The following is a 16,140-nucleotide window of genomic DNA, read 5'->3' on the forward strand; positions in this document are numbered from 1 at the left end:
CGCGTCGTCACCGGGGGCTCTTGGCCAGCGCGGCCATGTGCACGGCGATGCCCACCAGCGGACCGCACAGCAGCGCGATCACCGTGCGGGTCTCCAGGGGTAGCGGAAGCAGCAGCAACAGCGTTGATGCGACCGTCGCCGACACCCAGCCCAGCGAATAGGCCCGGTGCAGGGCCGCCGCGACCGCCGCCGCGCCGGTCAACGTCAACAACGCGATCGCCACCGCCGCCCCGGTCAGCCAGGCCAGCAGCGCGCCGCCGGCCAGGTATTCGGGGCCGAACGCGGTGCGCAACAACCACGGCCCGAACACGCCGGCGGCCAGCACCCCGGCCAACCCGACACCGGTCACCACCGCCGCCGGGGCCGCCAGCGCCCGCAACCGTTCGGTGCGCTGGTCGACGAAGTGCGCGATCAGGTTGCCCTGCATCGCGGTCAGCGGGACCAGGAGCGGGGCCCGAGTCAGCGTCACCGCCAGGATCACCACACCGCCGGCCGCGCCCAGCTCGCCGGTGGTGGCCTTGAGCAGCACGGGGAAGCCCATCACCAGCACCGCGCTGGCCCCGGCCGCGGCGATCGAATGTGCCGCACCGCGCAGAAACGTCGCGGTGCCGCCCGGTGTCAGCAGCCCGGCGGCCTCGCGGGTCGACGGTGAAACGATCAGCATGATCAGCCACGCCACCGCACCGGCCACGGTGGCCCACAGGTAGCCGACCAAGCCCCACCCGACGACGAACGTCACCGCGGCCACGATCACCCGCAGCCCGGCGTCGGTCACCATCAGCGCCCCGTAGGGCGTCCACCGGTTCAGCCCGGCCATCATGCCCAGCAACGTGGCGTGCAGGCAGAACCCGGCCAGCCCGACGGCCAGCAGCGCGGCGCTGAGCCAGCGCGACGCCACGAACACCTGCGCCGACCACAGCGGCGAGGTGGCGATGATCAGCCCGGCGGCGACCACGCCGACCATGGCGGCCACCTTCGCCGGATGGGTGCGCGGGCCTTCGGCGACCTCGACGTAACCGGCCGAGCGCACCTCCCTGGTGGCCTCCTGCAGCAGACCGAACGCCGCGCCGGTGACCAAACCGAACGCCCCCCAGAAGACGCCGAACACCGCGAACCCCGTCGGCTCCAGATCGCGGGCGGCCAGGTACAGCACCGCGTACCCACATAGCGCCGACGCCGCGGTGGCCGCACCCACCCGCGCCACGCTGCCCCGCGTGACCGGGCCGGAGGGCGTGCCGGCGTCGGTCACGGCGGCGGTTCCAGCGCGGGCAGTGCCCGCGCGTACAGCCAGGCCTCGAACAGCGCGCGCAGCGACTGGTCGGCGTAGTGCGAGGCCAGCCCGGTGAAGTCGTCGGTGACCACCGTGCTGTGCCGGTAGCGCTGAGTCCAATCCCGAAGCAGTGCAAAGAAATTGTCGTCACCGATGCGGCCCCGCAACACGTGCAGGGTGAGCGCGCCGCGTTTGTACACGCGGTCGTCGAACAGGTCCTGGACTCCTGGATCGGCCAGCAGCAGGTCCTGGGGCGCGTCGGCAAGCCGCTGATGGTAGTGCCGCGCCCACTCCTCGGCGCTGCGGCCGCCGGAGTTCTCCGACCACAGCCACTCGGCGTAGCAGGCGAAACCCTCGTGCAGCCAGATGTCTTGCCAGCGCCTGACGGTGACCGAGTTGCCGAACCACTGATGGGCCAGCTCGTGGGCGATCAGCCGTTCCCCCCGGCCGCGGCCCGCGCAATGATTGGCGCCGAAGATCGAAATACCTTGTGCCTCAAGCGGTATCTCGAGGTCGTCATCGGTGATCACGACCGTGTACCCGTCGGCGAGTGGATAGGGGCCGAACAGTTCGACGAACAGCGTCATCATCTGCGGTTGCCGGGCGAAGTCGGATGCGAAGTTCTCGCTCAGCCGGTCGGGCAGCACCGCGTGGATCGACACGCCGTTTCTGGCCACCCGATGCCGGTCGTACCTGCCGATCTGCAACGTCGCCAGATACGTCGACGTCGGCTCCGGCTGTTCGTAGGTCCACGTGGTCATCCCGGCGTGCGCGCGCCGGGAGATCAGCCTGCCGTTGGCGATCGCGTAGTAGGAACGTTCCGTGCGGATTCGGATGTGGATGCTGGCCTTGGCGCTGGGCTGGTCGTCGCACGGAAACCACGATGGGGCCCCGTTGGGCTGACCCGCCACCAGCGCACCGTCGGTGAGCTCCTCGAATCCCACGTCGCCCCAATGGGTTCGGATCGGTCGCGGGCTGCCGCCGTAGCGTACGACGATCGTCATCGCCGCACCGGCGGGCAGGCCCTCCGCCAGCGTGATGTGCAGCTTGTTCGCCGAGGTCTTGAACCTGCCCGCACGCGCGCCGTTGACGGCCACTTTCGTCACCGACAGCGCATCGGAGAGGTCGAGGGTCAACGTGCGCAGCGCCGCCAGCGTCACCGCGGTGATGGTGGCGGTCCCCGACAGCCGGTTTGTCGCGACCTTGTATTCCAGGTCGAGTTCGTAGCGCGAGACCCGGTAGCCGGAATTACCGTTGTCGGGCAGATAGGGATCGATGATCCGCGTCGAGTTCTCGCCGCCCGTCACGCTGCAGCGTCTTCTGGTTTCTTGGACTTACCCCTCGATTTGTTGGCGCGCTTCTTACCCAACCCATTCCACGGTGCGATCGGATTGCCCAGCCACCGTGTCGCGGCTGGCACCTGGTCGCCGCGCATGACCAGCGAGGCCGGTCCGACGGTGGCGCCCGCCCCGATGCGCGATGCGGGCAGCGCGACGCAGTGCGGTCCCAGCGTCGAACCTTCCTCGAGCACAACGGTGTCCATCGCCATGATCCGGTCCTGGAACAGGTGGGTCTGCACCACGCAGCCCCGGTTTACGGTCGCACCGCGGTCGATTGTCACCAGGTCGGCCTCCGGTAACCAGTACGTTTCACACCACACGCCGCGCCCGATCGTCGCGCCCAGCGCCCGCAGCCACCAGTTCATCACCGGCGTCCCGCTGGCCGAGCGGGCAAACCACGGCGCGGCGACGGTCTCCACGAAGGTGTCGGAGACTTCGTTGCGCCACACGAACGACGACCACAGCGGATGCTCGCCGGTGCGGATCCGTCCGACCACAGCCCATTTCGCGACGACGGCGACCGCGCCCGCCAGCGCGCCGGCCGCCAGCAACAGCACGCCGCTGCCCAGCGCCGCCCACAGCCAACCGAATTCGGTCGCCAGCCACTGCAGCCCGAACAGCACCCCGACACCGATCGCGAACGTCACGACCACCGGCACGATCCGGCAGGCTTCGACCATCGCGCGCAACGTCTTCAGCCGCAGCGGCGGATCGAACGTGCGCTGCGTGTCGGCGGCGGTGGGCTTGCGGCGCAGCCGAACCGGCGGGCTGCCCAGCCACGACGAGCCGGCCTTGGCCTTGTGCGGTGCTGCGGACAACACCGCGACCAGGCCGTCGTCGGGCACCTTGCGTCCCGGTTGGGCGATCCCGGAGTTGCCGAGAAACGCGCGCTTGCCGATCGTCGCCTTGGCCACGTGCAGCCAGCCGCCGCCCAGTTCGTAGGAGGCCACCATGGTGTCGTCGGCCAGGAACGCGCCGTCCTCGATCACCGTGAACGTCGGCGTCAACAGCACCGTGGAAATCTCGGTGCCCCGACCGACTTTCGCGCCGAGCGCACGTAGCCACCACGGTGTCAGCAGGCTGGCGTAGATCGGGAAAAGGTAGGTGCGCGCGGCGTCCATGAGCCGCTCGATGGCCCAGATCTGCCAGCCGACGCGGCTGCGTACGGGGTGATAGCCGTCGCGCAACCCCACCGACAGCACCCGCACACCGATCAGGGTCAGCAGCGCATAGCTGAGCAACGCGACCAGCGTCGCCACCGGAGCCCACCGCAGCGTGGGTGCGATCGCCGCGGTCACCGACGCGGTATCGCGGATGGCCCAACCGATCACCGCCAGCGCGGTGCCGAGCGCCAGCAGCGGCAGCCCGCCCAACAGCACTGAGGTCACGCCGTAGACCGCGACCCAGGCGGGCGCGCGCGGCGGCCGGTGGTCGGGCCACGGATGGCGGGCCTTGCCGGACTTCGCCGCAGGCGAACCCTTCCAGTACTGGCCGTTCTTGACCTTGCCGAGCACCCCGGAACCGGGCGCCACATCGGCGTTTTTGCCGACGACGGACCCGGGCAGCAGCGTGGTGCGCGCACCGATGCTGGCGTCGTTGCCGATCGTGATCGGACCGACGTGGAAGCTATCCCCGTCGATCCAGTGCCCGGACAGGTCCACCTCGGGTTCGACCGAACTGCGGTGGCCGAGTTTGAGCATCCCGGTCACCGGTGGGGTGGAATGCAGATCGACCCCGTTGCCGACCCGGTTGCCCAGTGCGCGCGCGTAATACACCAACCACGGTGCGCCGGCGAGGTTTTCGGCGCCGCTGGCCTGGGCCAGCCGCTCGGCCAGCCACACCCGCAGGTGCACGGGGCCGCCCCGGCGGTACGTGCCGGGTTGCAGCCCCGCCAGTAGCATCCGGGCGCCCAGCGCCGCGATGCCCATCCGCCCCAGCGGGGTGACGAACAGCACGAAACCCGCTGCTACCCACCACCAGTCGACGGGCCGGACCCACGGCACCGCCGTGGCCGCCACGTTGTACGCGATGTTGTTCGCGATGGCCAACCACACCACCCACTGCAGCCCGGTCAGCGTCGCCAGCGGCAACGAGAGCGCCAGCTGGGCGGCCTGGGTCAGGCGCGGCATCGGTTTGACCGCCCGCGGTTCGTTCACCGGCGGCGCCTCGAGCTCGTCGAGGAACCCGGCGAGTGAGCCCAGCCGGGGACGGTCGTACAGGTCGCCGACCGTCACCTGCGGATAGCGTTGGCGCAGCGCCGACACCAGCTGCGCGGCGGCCAGCGAACCGCCGCCGAGCGCGAAGAAGTCGGCTTCGGGGCCGGTGACCGGCGCGGCCAGTACCTCCTGCCACAGCCCGGCGACCCAGGCCGCCGTGCCGGTCAGGTCCGTGGGTTCCTCGCCGGTGTCGCCGGGCGTCGGCCACGGCAGCGCGTCGCGGTCCACCTTGCCCGAGGTGCGGGTGGGCAATTCGTCGATGTGCACCAGGCGAGGGACCAGTGCGGCGGGCAGCGTCTGGGCCAGCGCCGTGCGGGCCTCGGCCAGGTCGAACGACGGATCGGCGCTGACGACGTAGCCGACCAGAACCGGTGTGCCCGCTGACGTTTGCCGCACCGCGGCCGCAGCGCCGCTGACACCGGGCAGGTTGACGAGCGCGGCGTCGACCTCGCCGAGTTCGATGCGCCGACCGCCGACCTTGACCTGGTCGTCGGCCCGGCCCACGAAGTAGAGCCCGTCGGATTCCCACCGCACCAGATCACCGCTGCGGTAGGCCCGCGACCACGTCAGCCTGGGCATCGGCGCATACCTGTCGGCGTCCTTGTCGGGGTCCAGGTAGCGGGCCAGGCCGACCCCGCCGATCACCAGTTCGCCCACCTCGCCGTAGGGCACCGGCGCACCGTTCGCGTCGACCACCGCGAGGTCCCATCCGGCCAGCGGCAACCCGATGCTCACCGGGCCGCGCCCGTCCAGCCGGGCCGCGCATGCGACGACGGTGGCTTCCGTGGGGCCGTAGGTGTTCCAGACCTCGCGGCCAGCCGAGTCGGGACCCGCGGCGAGCCGCTCGGCCAACTCCGGCGGGCAGGCTTCACCGCCGAAGATCAGCAGTCGCACGGCTTCCAGCGCCTCGGCGGGCCACAGCGCCGCCAGCGTCGGCACCGTGGAGACCACAGTGATGTCGCGCGACACCAGCCACGGCCCCAGGTCCATGCCGCTGCGCACCAACGAGCGGGGCGCGGGCACCAGGCAGGCGCCGTGCCGCCAGGCCAGCCACATCTCCTCACACGATGCGTCGAAGCCCACCGACAGTCCGGCCAGCACCCGGTCGCCCGGGCCGATCGGGTTGTCCTGCAAAAAGAGCTGCGCCTCGGCGTCGACGAAGGCCGCCGCGCTGCGGTGCGTCACCGCAACGCCCTTGGGCGTGCCGGTGGATCCCGACGTGAAGATGACCCATGCGTCGTCTCGGGCCAGCGGGCGCACGGCGCGCCAACCCCGGGATGAGCCGGGTCCGCGCACCAGTCCCTGTTCGGTGATGATCGCCACCACGTCGGCCGCGGTGAACACCAACTCGGCGCGCTCGAGCGGGTCGTCGGCGTCGACCGGCACGTAGGCGGCGCCGGTGGCCAGCGTCGCGAGGATCGCCACGTACAGCGCGTAGCTGCCCGACGGCATCCGGATGCCGATGCGGTCTCCGCGCCCGATCCCGCGGGCGGCCAGCCACTCGACGGTTTCCTCGATGTCGGCGATCAGCTCCGCATACGTCAGCTGCACCGTGCCGTCGTCGAGCGCAGGCGCATCGGGATAACGGTGCCCGGTCTCGTAGAAGATGTCGATGAGGGTGCGCGGTTCGGGTGCGTACGACGACAACGCGTACTGAGGGGGCACCTCGGAAACAAAATCCCCAGTCACGCCTACAAAGTACTAAGCCGACCCGGCCGTGCCCCCGCGCCGCACGCGGTGGCTGATCACAATTGCGACAACGACGGTGGCTGGGGCCGCGTCGGCGCACCGGCCTGCGGTGTAACCGCAGGTTCGACGGGTATCCCCGGGTTGGGATTTCGCGTCGGGCGACGGACTGGCAGACTCGTCGCCGGAGGGGAGTATTCCTTCGCCGCGGTATCGTCATCACGTTGGCCGTCATCGGACGACCGGTGCCGCGGGCCGACACGACGGTTCGTGGCGGTGGAAGAGACCTCCGGCGCTTTGACGACCGGAGGTTCTGGTGAACGTAAGCGGGCTCGAGTGGGCCATCACGCTGAGCGTGACGATCGCCGTTCTGCTGTTCGACGTGATCGTCATCGGCCGGCGCCCGCACGAACCGACCAAGCGTGAGACCGGGACGTACCTGTCGATCTACATCGGGCTCGCGGTGGCGTTCGGGCTGTGGACCTGGTTCTTCCACGGCAGCCAGTACGGGCTGGAGTTCTTCGCCGGCTGGCTCACCGAATACAGCCTGTCCGTGGACAACCTGTTCATCTTCTTGATCATCATGGCCAGCTTCAAGGTGCCCAGGATCTACCAGCAGCAGGCCCTGCTCGTCGGGATCATCCTGGCGCTGGTCTTCCGCGGCATCTTCATCGCGCTCGGCGCCGTCGCGATCAACCAATTCTCCTGGGTCTTCTACATTTTCGGTGCGTTCCTGCTCTACACCGCGGTGGGGCTGGTACGCGACACCGAGCACGACGACGACGCCGAGAACCGGGTGGTGCGCTTCGCCCGCAAGCACATGAAATTCACCGACACCTGGGATGGCCTGCGGCTGTGGGTGCGCGAGAACGGCACGCGGGTGATGACGCCGATGTTCCTCGTCATCGTCGCGTTGGGCACCACCGACCTCATCTTCGCGCTGGACTCGATTCCGGCCATCTACGGTCTGACCCAGGAGCCCTACCTGGTGTTCACCGCGAACGTGTTCGCGCTGATGGGCCTGCGGCAGCTCTACTTCCTGCTCGGGGACCTGCTCAAACGGCTCATCTACCTGTCGCAGGGGCTGGCGTTCATCCTCGCGTTCATCGGCGTGAAGTTGGTGCTGCATGCGCTGCACGAGAACGAGGTGCCGTTCATCAACGGCGGCGAGCATGTTCCGGTACCGGAGATCCCCACCCTGGTCAGCCTCGGGGTGATCGTGGTGACGTTGATCGTCACCACGGTGGCCAGCCTGTACAAGACCGGGGTGCGCGGCGCGAAGGAGCGGGGCACGTCCGACGTTGCCCCCGACGAGCCCGAGCCGCATCCGCGCAAGGGTTAGCTGCAACTAGATAGTTCAGCTAAAAACCCTGTTGGGTGCCTTGATTCTGGGCACGAAATATAACTGCGAATTCGGTTTGCGGAAGACCGTTGTTCGGCGGCGCTCGTCGGTGAAATAGCGGTTCGCGAATTTCGCGGCGTTGGTCTTACCATGGCGACGGTTAGCTGTCTGGATGACCTTCGAAGAAAGTGGGACCTTTCGTGCGTGACGCCACTTCCGGCACCGGCCGTCGATCGCGATGACGACCGAGGCGGCGAAAGACAGCGCGGCGCCACGGACACCCTCAAGCCCAACCGAGGACCGAAAGCACAAGCGGGCACGGATAATCGGCCTCGACGGCATCCGCGGACTGCTGTGCCTGAGCATCGCCATCACCCATGTCACCGGGTACTACACGAAGAACACCGCCGACACCTGGAAGACCAATTTGTTCGGCTTCTCGCTGGTGTATTTTTTCGTCCTCAGCGGTTTTCTGTTGTTTTTGCCGTACGTGCGAAACCTGGTAACCGCCGGCGCGTCGACCCGCATGCCGGACGTCCGCGATTACGCGGTACACCGTCTCGCGCGAATCATGCCGGCATACCTCGTGATTTTCTTGATCGTCAATTTTGTCCTGCGCCTGTCCTATATCGACAACGCGGCCTTGATGCCCGATGACGCGCGCACGGGCATCGGCATGATCACCGATCCGCTGGAGTTGCTGGCCAACCTGGCGTTGGTGCAGACCTATTTCCCGGCCTACATCCAGACCGGGATCGGACCGTCGTGGTCGCTGACCCTGGAGTACGCGTTCTACCTGACGCTTCCGGCGCTGGGCTGGCTGATCTTTCGGATGCGCCGCCACAGCAGGCGCAACCCGTACCTGGTGGCCGTGGTCGCGCCCGCCGTTCTGCTGGGCATCGGGTTGCTCGGTCGCGCGCTGACCCCCCTGGTGAACCGCTACGGGGGCACCTCCGACTTCATCCTGCTCAACTGGGGTCCCAACATCGCCGCGGTGTTCACCCGCAGCATCCTGACCAACGCCGACAACTTCGCGATGGGCATGTTCGCGGCCGTCGTGTTCGTCGCGATCGAGCACGGCGTGCTCTCCGAGCGCGCGGGCCGGCGCATCCGGACGCTCAGCGCCGCCGCGATACTTCCCGTGCTGGTGGTGGGCGCCTTGATGTTCGCGGTCGCGGTGTCGTTCGTCACCGCGGTGGTCGGCGTGGTCGCTGCGCTGATGATCCTCGTCGTCGTCGTGCCGTTGGCCCGAGGCCAGCGGTCCAAGCTGGCGCGCGCCCTCGACATCCGCCCGATCCGCTACGTCGGCGAGATCTCGCTGTCGGCGTATCTGTGGCATTTCCCGGTGTTGCTGTTACTCGGCCGGCTCGGCTGGATGGCCGGCGACACGTTGCCGGGCATGCTCTACAACATCGCGGTTCTGCTCGCCGTGACGATTCTCGCCGCGAGTGTGACCTACTACCTCGTGGAAAAGCCGGCGATGACCTACGCCAGAGCCAAAACCGCGCGAGCGGCCAGTTGATACACGCGTTTCGGCCTCAACCGTGCATCAACCGGCCACTCGGCCGAAACTAGACCGCTCACACTTCTATGGGTGGGTGCAGCCGCTCCATCGTGTACTGCCGGTTGCGTCGTGCCGACCACGCGGTGGCGGTCAGCGAGGCCGCGGTGATGCCGACCAGCACCGCGACCGCCACCCAAAGCCGGAAGTCGATACCGCCCACGGTCAACTGGCGTAACCCGTTGACGGCGTAGGTCATCGGATCGATGTGATGGATGACCTGAAACGGCTTCGGGGTGGTCTCCACCGGATAGATACCGCCGGCCGACACCAGCTGGAACATCAGGAACGCCAGCGTGACCACCCGGCCGACCGCGACACCGAACAGCGCGTTGAACGCCTGGATGAGCGCCAGGAACGCCCCCGCAACCAGAATCAGGAACGCGACGGTGGCCACCGGGTACACCGCCTTCAAACCCACCCCGACATGCACCACCGCGTACATCACCAACACCTGGCACACCGCGATGAGCAGGCCCGGCCAAAAGGATGCCACCGCGACGCGCAACGCGCCGAGCCCGTTGACGATCGGCCGAGATTGCAAGGGTGTCAACAGCATCCAGATGATCAACGCCCCGATGAACAACGCCAGGGGCAGGAAGAACGGGGCGAACCCGGTGCCGAATGTCGGCGCGGGGTGGTGGGTCACCTCGTCGAGCGCAACCGGCTGCGCCAGGGCATCGGCGACCTGGTTGCGTTGCTGAGCCGTCCACTGCGGAACCCGTTGGGCACCTTCGCGTAGGCCGTGCGCGAGTTCCACGCTGCCGCTTCGTAGTTGGCTGGTGCCGTCGGCCAGCGTCGTCGCACCCGCCGACAGCTTCTCGCCGCCGTCGGCCAGCGCCACCAGCCCGCCGCGCAGCTGGTTGGCCCCCGCGCTCAACTGGGTCGCGCCGTCGCGCAGCCGCACCACGTCGTCGCGCAGGCCGCCGTCGAGCGCCTTGGTCAGAAACGTCCGCAGCTTGCTGTTGGGGTCGACTAACTCGGCCTCCAGCCCAGCGGCCTTGTCCCGCAACATGATCAGACCGTCATCGGTGGTCGGATCGATGTCGTTGGCGCGCAGCAGCCGCTGGGTACCTGCCAACGTGTCGCCCAATGCCCGCACCGCCGGGTCAGGGTTCGCTCGCAGCGCGCCGACCACCGTGTCGACGACGGCCGCGGCCTGTGCCTGGTCGACGTTGAGCGCGGCCACCCGGTCGCTGGTCGACTTGACCAGCCTGGACAGCCCGACTGCCAGGTCGCCGACCTCGGCCGGATCCAGGCCCAGCCCGCTGACGCGGTCGAGCACGGACAGCAGCGGATCGGTTGCGGTGCCGATTCCCTCGGACAACTGCGCAGCGCCTGCGGCCAGGGCGGTCGAGCCGTCGCGCGCGGTGTCCAACCCGGCCGACAGCGCACGCGAGCCGCTGGCCAGCTCATGTGCACCGGCGTCGGCCCGCGCCACGCCGGCAGCGAGCCGGTCGGCGCCGTCGGCGGCGGTGACCAGGCCGGCACCCGCCTGCGTCACACCGGTGAGGACCTGACCGACCGTCTGCTGCCCGACGCGCGCGTTGACCTGGTTGAGCACCTCCCGCGCGGCGTTCTGGCCGATGATCGACGCCAGATAATTGTTTGAGTTGTCGAAGGTGAACCGGATCTTGGCCGGGCGCGGATCCGGCCCCGCCGGCGATGCCACCGCCGCGCTGAAGTCCTCGGGAATCGTGATCGCGAAGTAGTAACGGCCGTGGCGCACACCGTCGGCCGCTTCCGCAGCCGACATCTCGTGCAGGTCGAGTTGCCCGGAGTCCAGCAGTGAGCGGGCCACCTGATCGCCGGCGTTGACCTGTTGGTCTTGGGTTTGCGTTCCGCGGTCCTCGTTCACCAGCGCCACCGGCAGCTTGTTGACCTCACCGAACGGATTCCAGAACGCCCACAGGTACATCGCGCCGTACAGCAGCGGCATCAGGATGATGGTGGCCAGTGCCAGCCGCGGCAGAACGCCGCGGGAATAACGCTTGAGGTCGGTGCCCAGTGACATCCCCGCAAGCATCGTCATCGACCTTTCTGTCGGCCCTTTTGGGCGGCTACCAACTCTTCGCGCGAGGTGTTGGCCACCTCGAGCTGGGCCCGTACGCCGTCGTGGCTGACCCCGTTGACCGTCGTCGTCACCACCGTCTGTGTCTCGCCCAGCGCGATCAGCCGGTTCAGCACGGTCTCGCGGTGACGGTCGCTGGTGACGTGGTCGAGGTCGCCCACCACCAGCAGCGGCGGCCGTTTGGTGTTGGCCAGCGCGATCCGCAACAGCAACCGGTCGCTCTCGCTGAGTTCCTCGACGAACTCATCCAGCGGCGGCGACGGCAGCTCCCCGAACACCGGACCGCACACCGCGTCGACGTCGGCCGGCCCGGCCCGGCGCACCAGCCGGTACCACGCGGCGTCCCAGCGCAGCTGTTCGGTGACCAGATCGGCCACGGTGACCGACTCGGCGACCGCGTCGAGCTCGTCGAAACCGGCGAGTGCCGCGGACCGGAAGATGTCGTCGACGTCGGTGCGGCCGAACACCGAAAGCGAGCCGCTCTGCGGTTTCATCCGGCCGGCCAACGTCATCAGCAGAGCGGTGCGTCCCGAACCGCTCGGGCACACCAGGACGGTGACCCCGCCCGCGTCGATCTCCACATCGACCGGCCCGTACACCGGGCCCCACGGACCCGAGACCGTGATGCCGCGAGCAATCACCTTGTCCGACACCGCGACCTCCCGCGCCCTGGGCGCTGTTTTCAGTGAGCCTGCGTTTTGAACCGGTCGATCGACGCCTTCACCTCGGCCTCGGCCTTGTCCCGGCCCACCCAGTCGGCGGCCTTGACGAACTTGTTCGGCTCGAGGTCCTTGTAGTGCACGAAGAAGTGCTTGATCTCCTCGAGCACCTGCGCGGGCACGTCGGCGAGATCCTGGATGTGGTCCCAGCGCTTGTCGCCCGCGGGGACGCACAGCACCTTGTCGTCACCGCCGGCCTCGTCGGTCATCTGGAACATGGCCACCGGGCGGGCCTCCACCAGGCAGCCGGGGAACAGCGGCTCGGGCAGCAGCACCAGCGCGTCCAGCGGGTCACCGTCCTCGCCGAGGGTGTCGTCGATGAACCCGTAGTCGGTCGGATAGCCCATCGAGGTGTAGAGGTAGCGGTCCAGCTTCACCCGTCCGGTGTCGTGATCCACCTCGTACTTGTTGCGCGAACCCTTCGGGATCTCGATGACTACGTCGAACTCCACCGGCGGCTCCTTGCCCTGTGCGAACGGTCTTGGGGACGGGCATCACCCTAATGGAGCGATACGCTGCTCTACGGGGCGGTCGACAGATCAGGAGAGTTATGCGGCCCACGAGGTGGGGGCCATCGACCCATGTGTTGGTCGGGGTGGTCGTGCTGGCGCTGGTCGCCGTCGTGGTGGCGGCGGCAGCCGTGTTGACGACGGGCGACACCGACGCGGCGGCGATCAAGCCGACGCCGCCGGCCGCCACCGCCGAACCGGGTGTCGTCCCGGTGTCGGACTCCGCGCCCAAGCCCAGGCCTGACCTGCTGGCATCCGTGCTGGCCCCCGCGCTGGCCGACCCGAACCTCGGCCATCTCACCGGCCGCATCGCCGACGCGATCACCGGCGACCAACTGTGGGAGCGGGGCGCCGACGTGCCGATGCAGCCCGCGTCGACCAACAAGACGCTCACAACGGCCGCCGCGCTGCTGGCCCTCGACCGCGACGCCCGGCTGACCACCCGGGTGCTGACCGGCGACCGGCCCGGCGTCGTGGTGCTCAAGGGCGGCGGTGACCCGACGCTGTCGGCGGCGCCAAAGAACCAGGACACCTGGTACCGCGACGCCGCACGCATCAGCGATCTGGCCGACCAGGTGCGCCGCAGCGGCATCGACGCGACCGCCGTTCAGGTCGACATCAGCGCCTACAGCGGGCCCACGATGGCGCACGGCTGGGACCCCGCCGACATCGACGGCGGCGACATCGCGCCGATGGAGGCGGTGATGCTCGACGCCGGGCGCACCCAGCCGGTCAGCGTCGACTCGACCCGGTCGACCACGCCCGCGCTGGACGCGGGCCGCGCGCTGGCGGTGGCGCTGGAAGTCGACCCGGCGAAGGTCACTGTCCTGGCCGGCCCTTCGCGCGGCGGCAAGGAGATCGCGGCGGTGCAGTCGCCGCCGCTGATCAACCGGCTGCGCGAGATGATGAACGCCTCCGACAACGTGATGGCCGAGGCGATCGGTCGTGAGGTGGCCGCCGCGGCGGGCAAACCGCAGAGCTTCGACGGCGCCGCCAGTGCCGTGCTCGACGAGTTGAAGGCCGCGGGCGTCGACACCGCCGGGGCGAGGTTGTTCGACTCCAGCGGGCTGTCCGTCGACGACCGGCTCACCGCCAAGACGCTCGACGAGGTGGTCAGCGTCGCGGTCGGTGACGAGTACCCCCGGCTGCGGCCGCTGGTGGACCTGGTGCCGATCGCGGGCGGCAGCGGAACGTTGTCCAACCGCTTCCTCGACACCGAACCGGGCCGGGACGCCGCGGGGTTCCTGCGGGCCAAGACCGGATCGTTGACCGGAACCAACACGCTGGCAGGGTTTCTCACCGACGCGAGCGGGCGGGTGTTGACGTTCGCGTTCATCTCCAACGACGCGGGCCCGATGGGCCGCGTCGCGCTGGACCACCTGGCCGCCACGCTGCGGTCGTGCGGATGCAGCGCATGAGCCCGGCCACCGAAACCAAGGTCACCGTCGGACGCGCCGTCGACTGGGACTTCGCCGCCACCGTCGGCGCCAAACTGGCCAGGCCCGGCCCTGCCACCACCGACTACACCCGCCAGCAGGTCATCGACCAACTCAGTGAGGCGTCACGGTCGGCCGAACTGCCGGTGCGCGACGTCACCGGGCTCACCGAGGGCGGCGAGATCCCCGAGGCGCGCGTCGTCGACCGTGCCGAGTGGGTGCGGGCCGCCACCAAATCGATGCGCGTGATGACCGGCGGCTCCGACGAGGGCGGGAGTCCGCCAGGCTTCCTCACCGGCCGTATCACCGGCGCCCAGACAGGCGCCGTGCTGGCGTTCGTGTCGTCGGGCATCCTCGGCCAGTACGATCCGTTCGGCCGTGACGGCGGTGAGCTTCTGTTGGTGTACCCGAACGTGATCGCGGTGGAACGCCAACTGCGGGTGCAGCCCTACGACTTTCGGCTGTGGGTGTGCCTGCACGAGGTCACCCACCGGGTGCAGTTCCGTGCCAACCCGTGGCTGGCCGACCACATGTCGGGAGCGCTGGCCGTGCTCACCGACGAAACCGAGAACGACGTCACCGAGGTGATCGGCAGGCTCGCCGAGTTCGTCCGTGCGCGACGCGCGGATAACGGTGTCGCCGAACCGAATTCGGAAGGCGTGGTCGGCCTGCTGCGCGCGGTGCAATCCGAGCCGCAGCGCAAGGCGCTGGACCAGTTGCTGGTGCTGGGCACGCTGCTGGAGGGGCACGCCGACCATGTGATGGACGCGGTCGGGCCCGCGGTGGTGCCGTCGGTGGCCACCATCCGGCGCCGGTTCGACGAACGCCGCCGCCGCAAACAGCCACCGCTGCAACGGTTGGTGCGGGCGCTGCTGGGGTTCGACGCCAAGCTCAACCAGTACACGCGCGGCAAGGCGTTCGTCGACCACGTGGTGTCCACGGTGGGCATGCAACGGTTCAACGCCGTCTGGTCGGGGCCCGAAAACCTGCCGTTGCCAACCGAAATCGACGAGCCGCAACAATGGATCGACCGGGTGCTCTAGCCGCGCTGCATGCCGCGGTCAGCGCCTTTGCCCGCGACTTCTGCGCAGCCGACGAGCGCTGGTGCGTTGCGCTGTCCGGCGGGGCCGACTCGCTGGCGCTGACGGCGGCCGCGGCCAAGCTCAAACCGACCACCGCCCTCGTCGTCGACCACCAACTGCAGCCGAACTCCGCCGCGGTGGCCGCCACCGCCGGCGAGCAGGCGCTGACGTTGGGATGCGTTGGTGCCCAGGTGATTCGCGTCGACGTCGGCGCCGAGGGGGGCCCGGAGGCCGCGGCGCGCACGGCGCGGTACCGGGCGCTGGAGCAGGCCAGGGGCGGCGCACCGGTGCTGCTGGGCCACACGCTCGACGATCAGGCCGAAACCGTGCTGCTCGGGCTCGGCCGGGGCTCGGGGCCGCGGTCGATCGCCGGGATGCGGGCCAGCGACCCGCCGTGGGGCCGGCCGCTGCTGGGGCTGCGGCGCAGCGTGACGCGGGCGGCGTGCGCCGAACTCGGCGTGGCGCCGTGGCAGGACCCGCACAACAGCGACCGCCGCTTCACCCGGGTGCGGCTGCGCACCGAGGTGCTTCCGCTGCTCGAGGACGTGCTGGGCGGCGGCGTGGCCGACGCGTTGGCGCGCACCGCGGCCGCGCTGCGCGCCGACACCGACGCGCTCGACGACCTGGCCCGGCAGGCGTTGGCTGAGGCGGGGTCGGGCACCGGGCTGGACACCACGAGGCTGGCCGTTTTGCCGGAGGCCATCCGGCGCCGGGTCATTCGCGGCTGGCTGCTCGCAGGCGGGGCCAGCGGTCTGACCGACAAGCACATTCGCGGCGTCGACACCCTGGTCATGGCGTGGCGCGGGCAGGGCGGGGTGGCGGTGGGATCGCCGCTGCGCAACCAGCGGCTGATCGCGGCGCGCCGTGACGGGGTGCTGAGCCTGCACACCGAACCGGTCTAAGACACC

11 protein-coding genes are annotated in these 16,140 nt (G+C 69.4%); 5 read left to right on the top strand and 6 right to left on the bottom strand.

All coding sequences use genetic code 11. The features are described from left to right. Nucleotides 1-7: 7 nt before the first annotated feature. The 3 genes from K3U96_RS02740 to K3U96_RS02750 are packed head-to-tail and all read right to left on the bottom strand — an operon-like array spanning nucleotide 8 to nucleotide 6,515. Nucleotides 8-1,291, bottom strand: a complete 1,284-nt coding sequence (locus tag K3U96_RS02740; RefSeq protein ID WP_220693370.1) for a hypothetical protein — start codon at nucleotides 1,289-1,291, stop codon at nucleotides 8-10. Continuing rightward, on the bottom strand, nucleotides 1,246-2,577 hold the full coding sequence (locus tag K3U96_RS02745; protein WP_220691996.1) for a M1 family metallopeptidase: 1,332 nt from the start codon (nucleotides 2,575-2,577) through the stop codon (nucleotides 1,246-1,248). The genes K3U96_RS02740 and K3U96_RS02745 overlap by 46 nt, the downstream gene beginning before the upstream one ends. Then, nucleotides 2,574-6,515: a Pls/PosA family non-ribosomal peptide synthetase gene (locus K3U96_RS02750; protein WP_220691997.1), complete on the bottom strand. Its 3,942-nt coding sequence runs from the start codon at nucleotides 6,513-6,515 to the stop codon at nucleotides 2,574-2,576. The genes K3U96_RS02745 and K3U96_RS02750 overlap by 4 nt, the downstream gene beginning before the upstream one ends. Nucleotides 6,516-6,828: 313 nt before the next feature. Between K3U96_RS02750 and K3U96_RS02755 the strand changes: the two genes are divergently transcribed. Further along, a complete protein-coding gene (locus K3U96_RS02755; RefSeq protein WP_069404815.1) occupies nucleotides 6,829-7,854 on the top strand; it encodes a TerC family protein in 1,026 nt (341 codons plus the stop codon). Between the two features lie 238 nt (nucleotides 7,855-8,092). Then, nucleotides 8,093-9,376 carry an acyltransferase family protein gene (locus tag K3U96_RS02760; protein ID WP_220691998.1) on the top strand — a complete coding sequence of 428 codons (1,284 nt, stop codon included), beginning with the start codon at nucleotides 8,093-8,095 and terminating at the stop codon, nucleotides 9,374-9,376. Between the two features lie 58 nt (nucleotides 9,377-9,434). On the opposite strand, the gene K3U96_RS02765 is transcribed toward K3U96_RS02760, so the two are convergent. Genes K3U96_RS02765 through K3U96_RS02775 form a run of 3 tightly spaced genes read right to left on the bottom strand, consistent with a single transcriptional unit; the run spans nucleotide 9,435 to nucleotide 12,657 of the window. Beyond that, the gene (locus tag K3U96_RS02765; RefSeq protein ID WP_069404817.1) at nucleotides 9,435-11,441 is read right to left on the bottom strand and encodes a YhgE/Pip family protein; all 2,007 of its coding nucleotides are present in this window, start codon (nucleotides 11,439-11,441) and stop codon (nucleotides 9,435-9,437) included. A 2-nt stretch (nucleotides 11,442-11,443) separates the two neighbouring features. Next, nucleotides 11,444-12,139 (bottom strand): ATP-binding cassette domain-containing protein, encoded by a 696-nt coding sequence (locus K3U96_RS02770; RefSeq protein ID WP_230982348.1) that lies wholly within the window; start codon nucleotides 12,137-12,139, stop codon nucleotides 11,444-11,446. Between the two features lie 29 nt (nucleotides 12,140-12,168). Further along, complete coding sequence (locus K3U96_RS02775; RefSeq protein WP_069404818.1) at nucleotides 12,169-12,657, bottom strand: inorganic diphosphatase; 489 nt, start codon at nucleotides 12,655-12,657, stop codon at nucleotides 12,169-12,171. 98 nt (nucleotides 12,658-12,755) lie between these two features. Between K3U96_RS02775 and dacB the strand changes: the two genes are divergently transcribed. The 3 genes from dacB to tilS are packed head-to-tail and all read left to right on the top strand — an operon-like array spanning nucleotide 12,756 to nucleotide 16,134. After that, entirely contained in the window at nucleotides 12,756-14,132 is a 1,377-nt protein-coding gene (gene dacB, locus K3U96_RS02780) for a D-alanyl-D-alanine carboxypeptidase/D-alanyl-D-alanine endopeptidase (RefSeq protein WP_220691999.1), read from the top strand. Then, the gene (locus K3U96_RS02785; RefSeq protein WP_230982457.1) at nucleotides 14,120-15,193 is read left to right on the top strand and encodes an Rv3626c family coenzyme F420 biosynthesis-associated protein; all 1,074 of its coding nucleotides are present in this window, start codon (nucleotides 14,120-14,122) and stop codon (nucleotides 15,191-15,193) included. Before dacB ends, K3U96_RS02785 begins: the two co-directional genes overlap by 13 nt. Beyond that, a complete protein-coding gene (gene tilS, locus K3U96_RS02790; RefSeq protein WP_220692000.1) occupies nucleotides 15,172-16,134 on the top strand; it encodes a tRNA lysidine(34) synthetase TilS in 963 nt (320 codons plus the stop codon). Before K3U96_RS02785 ends, tilS begins: the two co-directional genes overlap by 22 nt. The last annotated feature ends 6 nt before the right edge of the window (nucleotides 16,135-16,140 follow it).

The organism is Mycolicibacterium holsaticum DSM 44478 = JCM 12374, assembly GCF_019645835.1.
Classification (GTDB): Bacteria; Actinomycetota; Actinomycetes; order Mycobacteriales; family Mycobacteriaceae; genus Mycobacterium; species Mycobacterium holsaticum.

Excerpts from the sequence above, each read along its gene's own strand:
- K3U96_RS02760 (WP_220691998.1), top strand. The coding sequence starts at position 8,093 with ATGACGACCGAGGCGGCGAAAGACAGCGCGGCGCCACGGACACCCTCA.
- K3U96_RS02765 (WP_069404817.1), bottom strand. The coding sequence starts at position 11,441 with ATGCTTGCGGGGATGTCACTGGGCACCGACCTCAAGCGTTATTCCCGC.
- dacB (WP_220691999.1), top strand. The coding sequence starts at position 12,756 with ATGCGGCCCACGAGGTGGGGGCCATCGACCCATGTGTTGGTCGGGGTG.
- K3U96_RS02785 (WP_230982457.1), top strand. The coding sequence starts at position 14,120 with ATGCAGCGCATGAGCCCGGCCACCGAAACCAAGGTCACCGTCGGACGC.
- tilS (WP_220692000.1), top strand. The coding sequence starts at position 15,172 with ATGGATCGACCGGGTGCTCTAGCCGCGCTGCATGCCGCGGTCAGCGCC.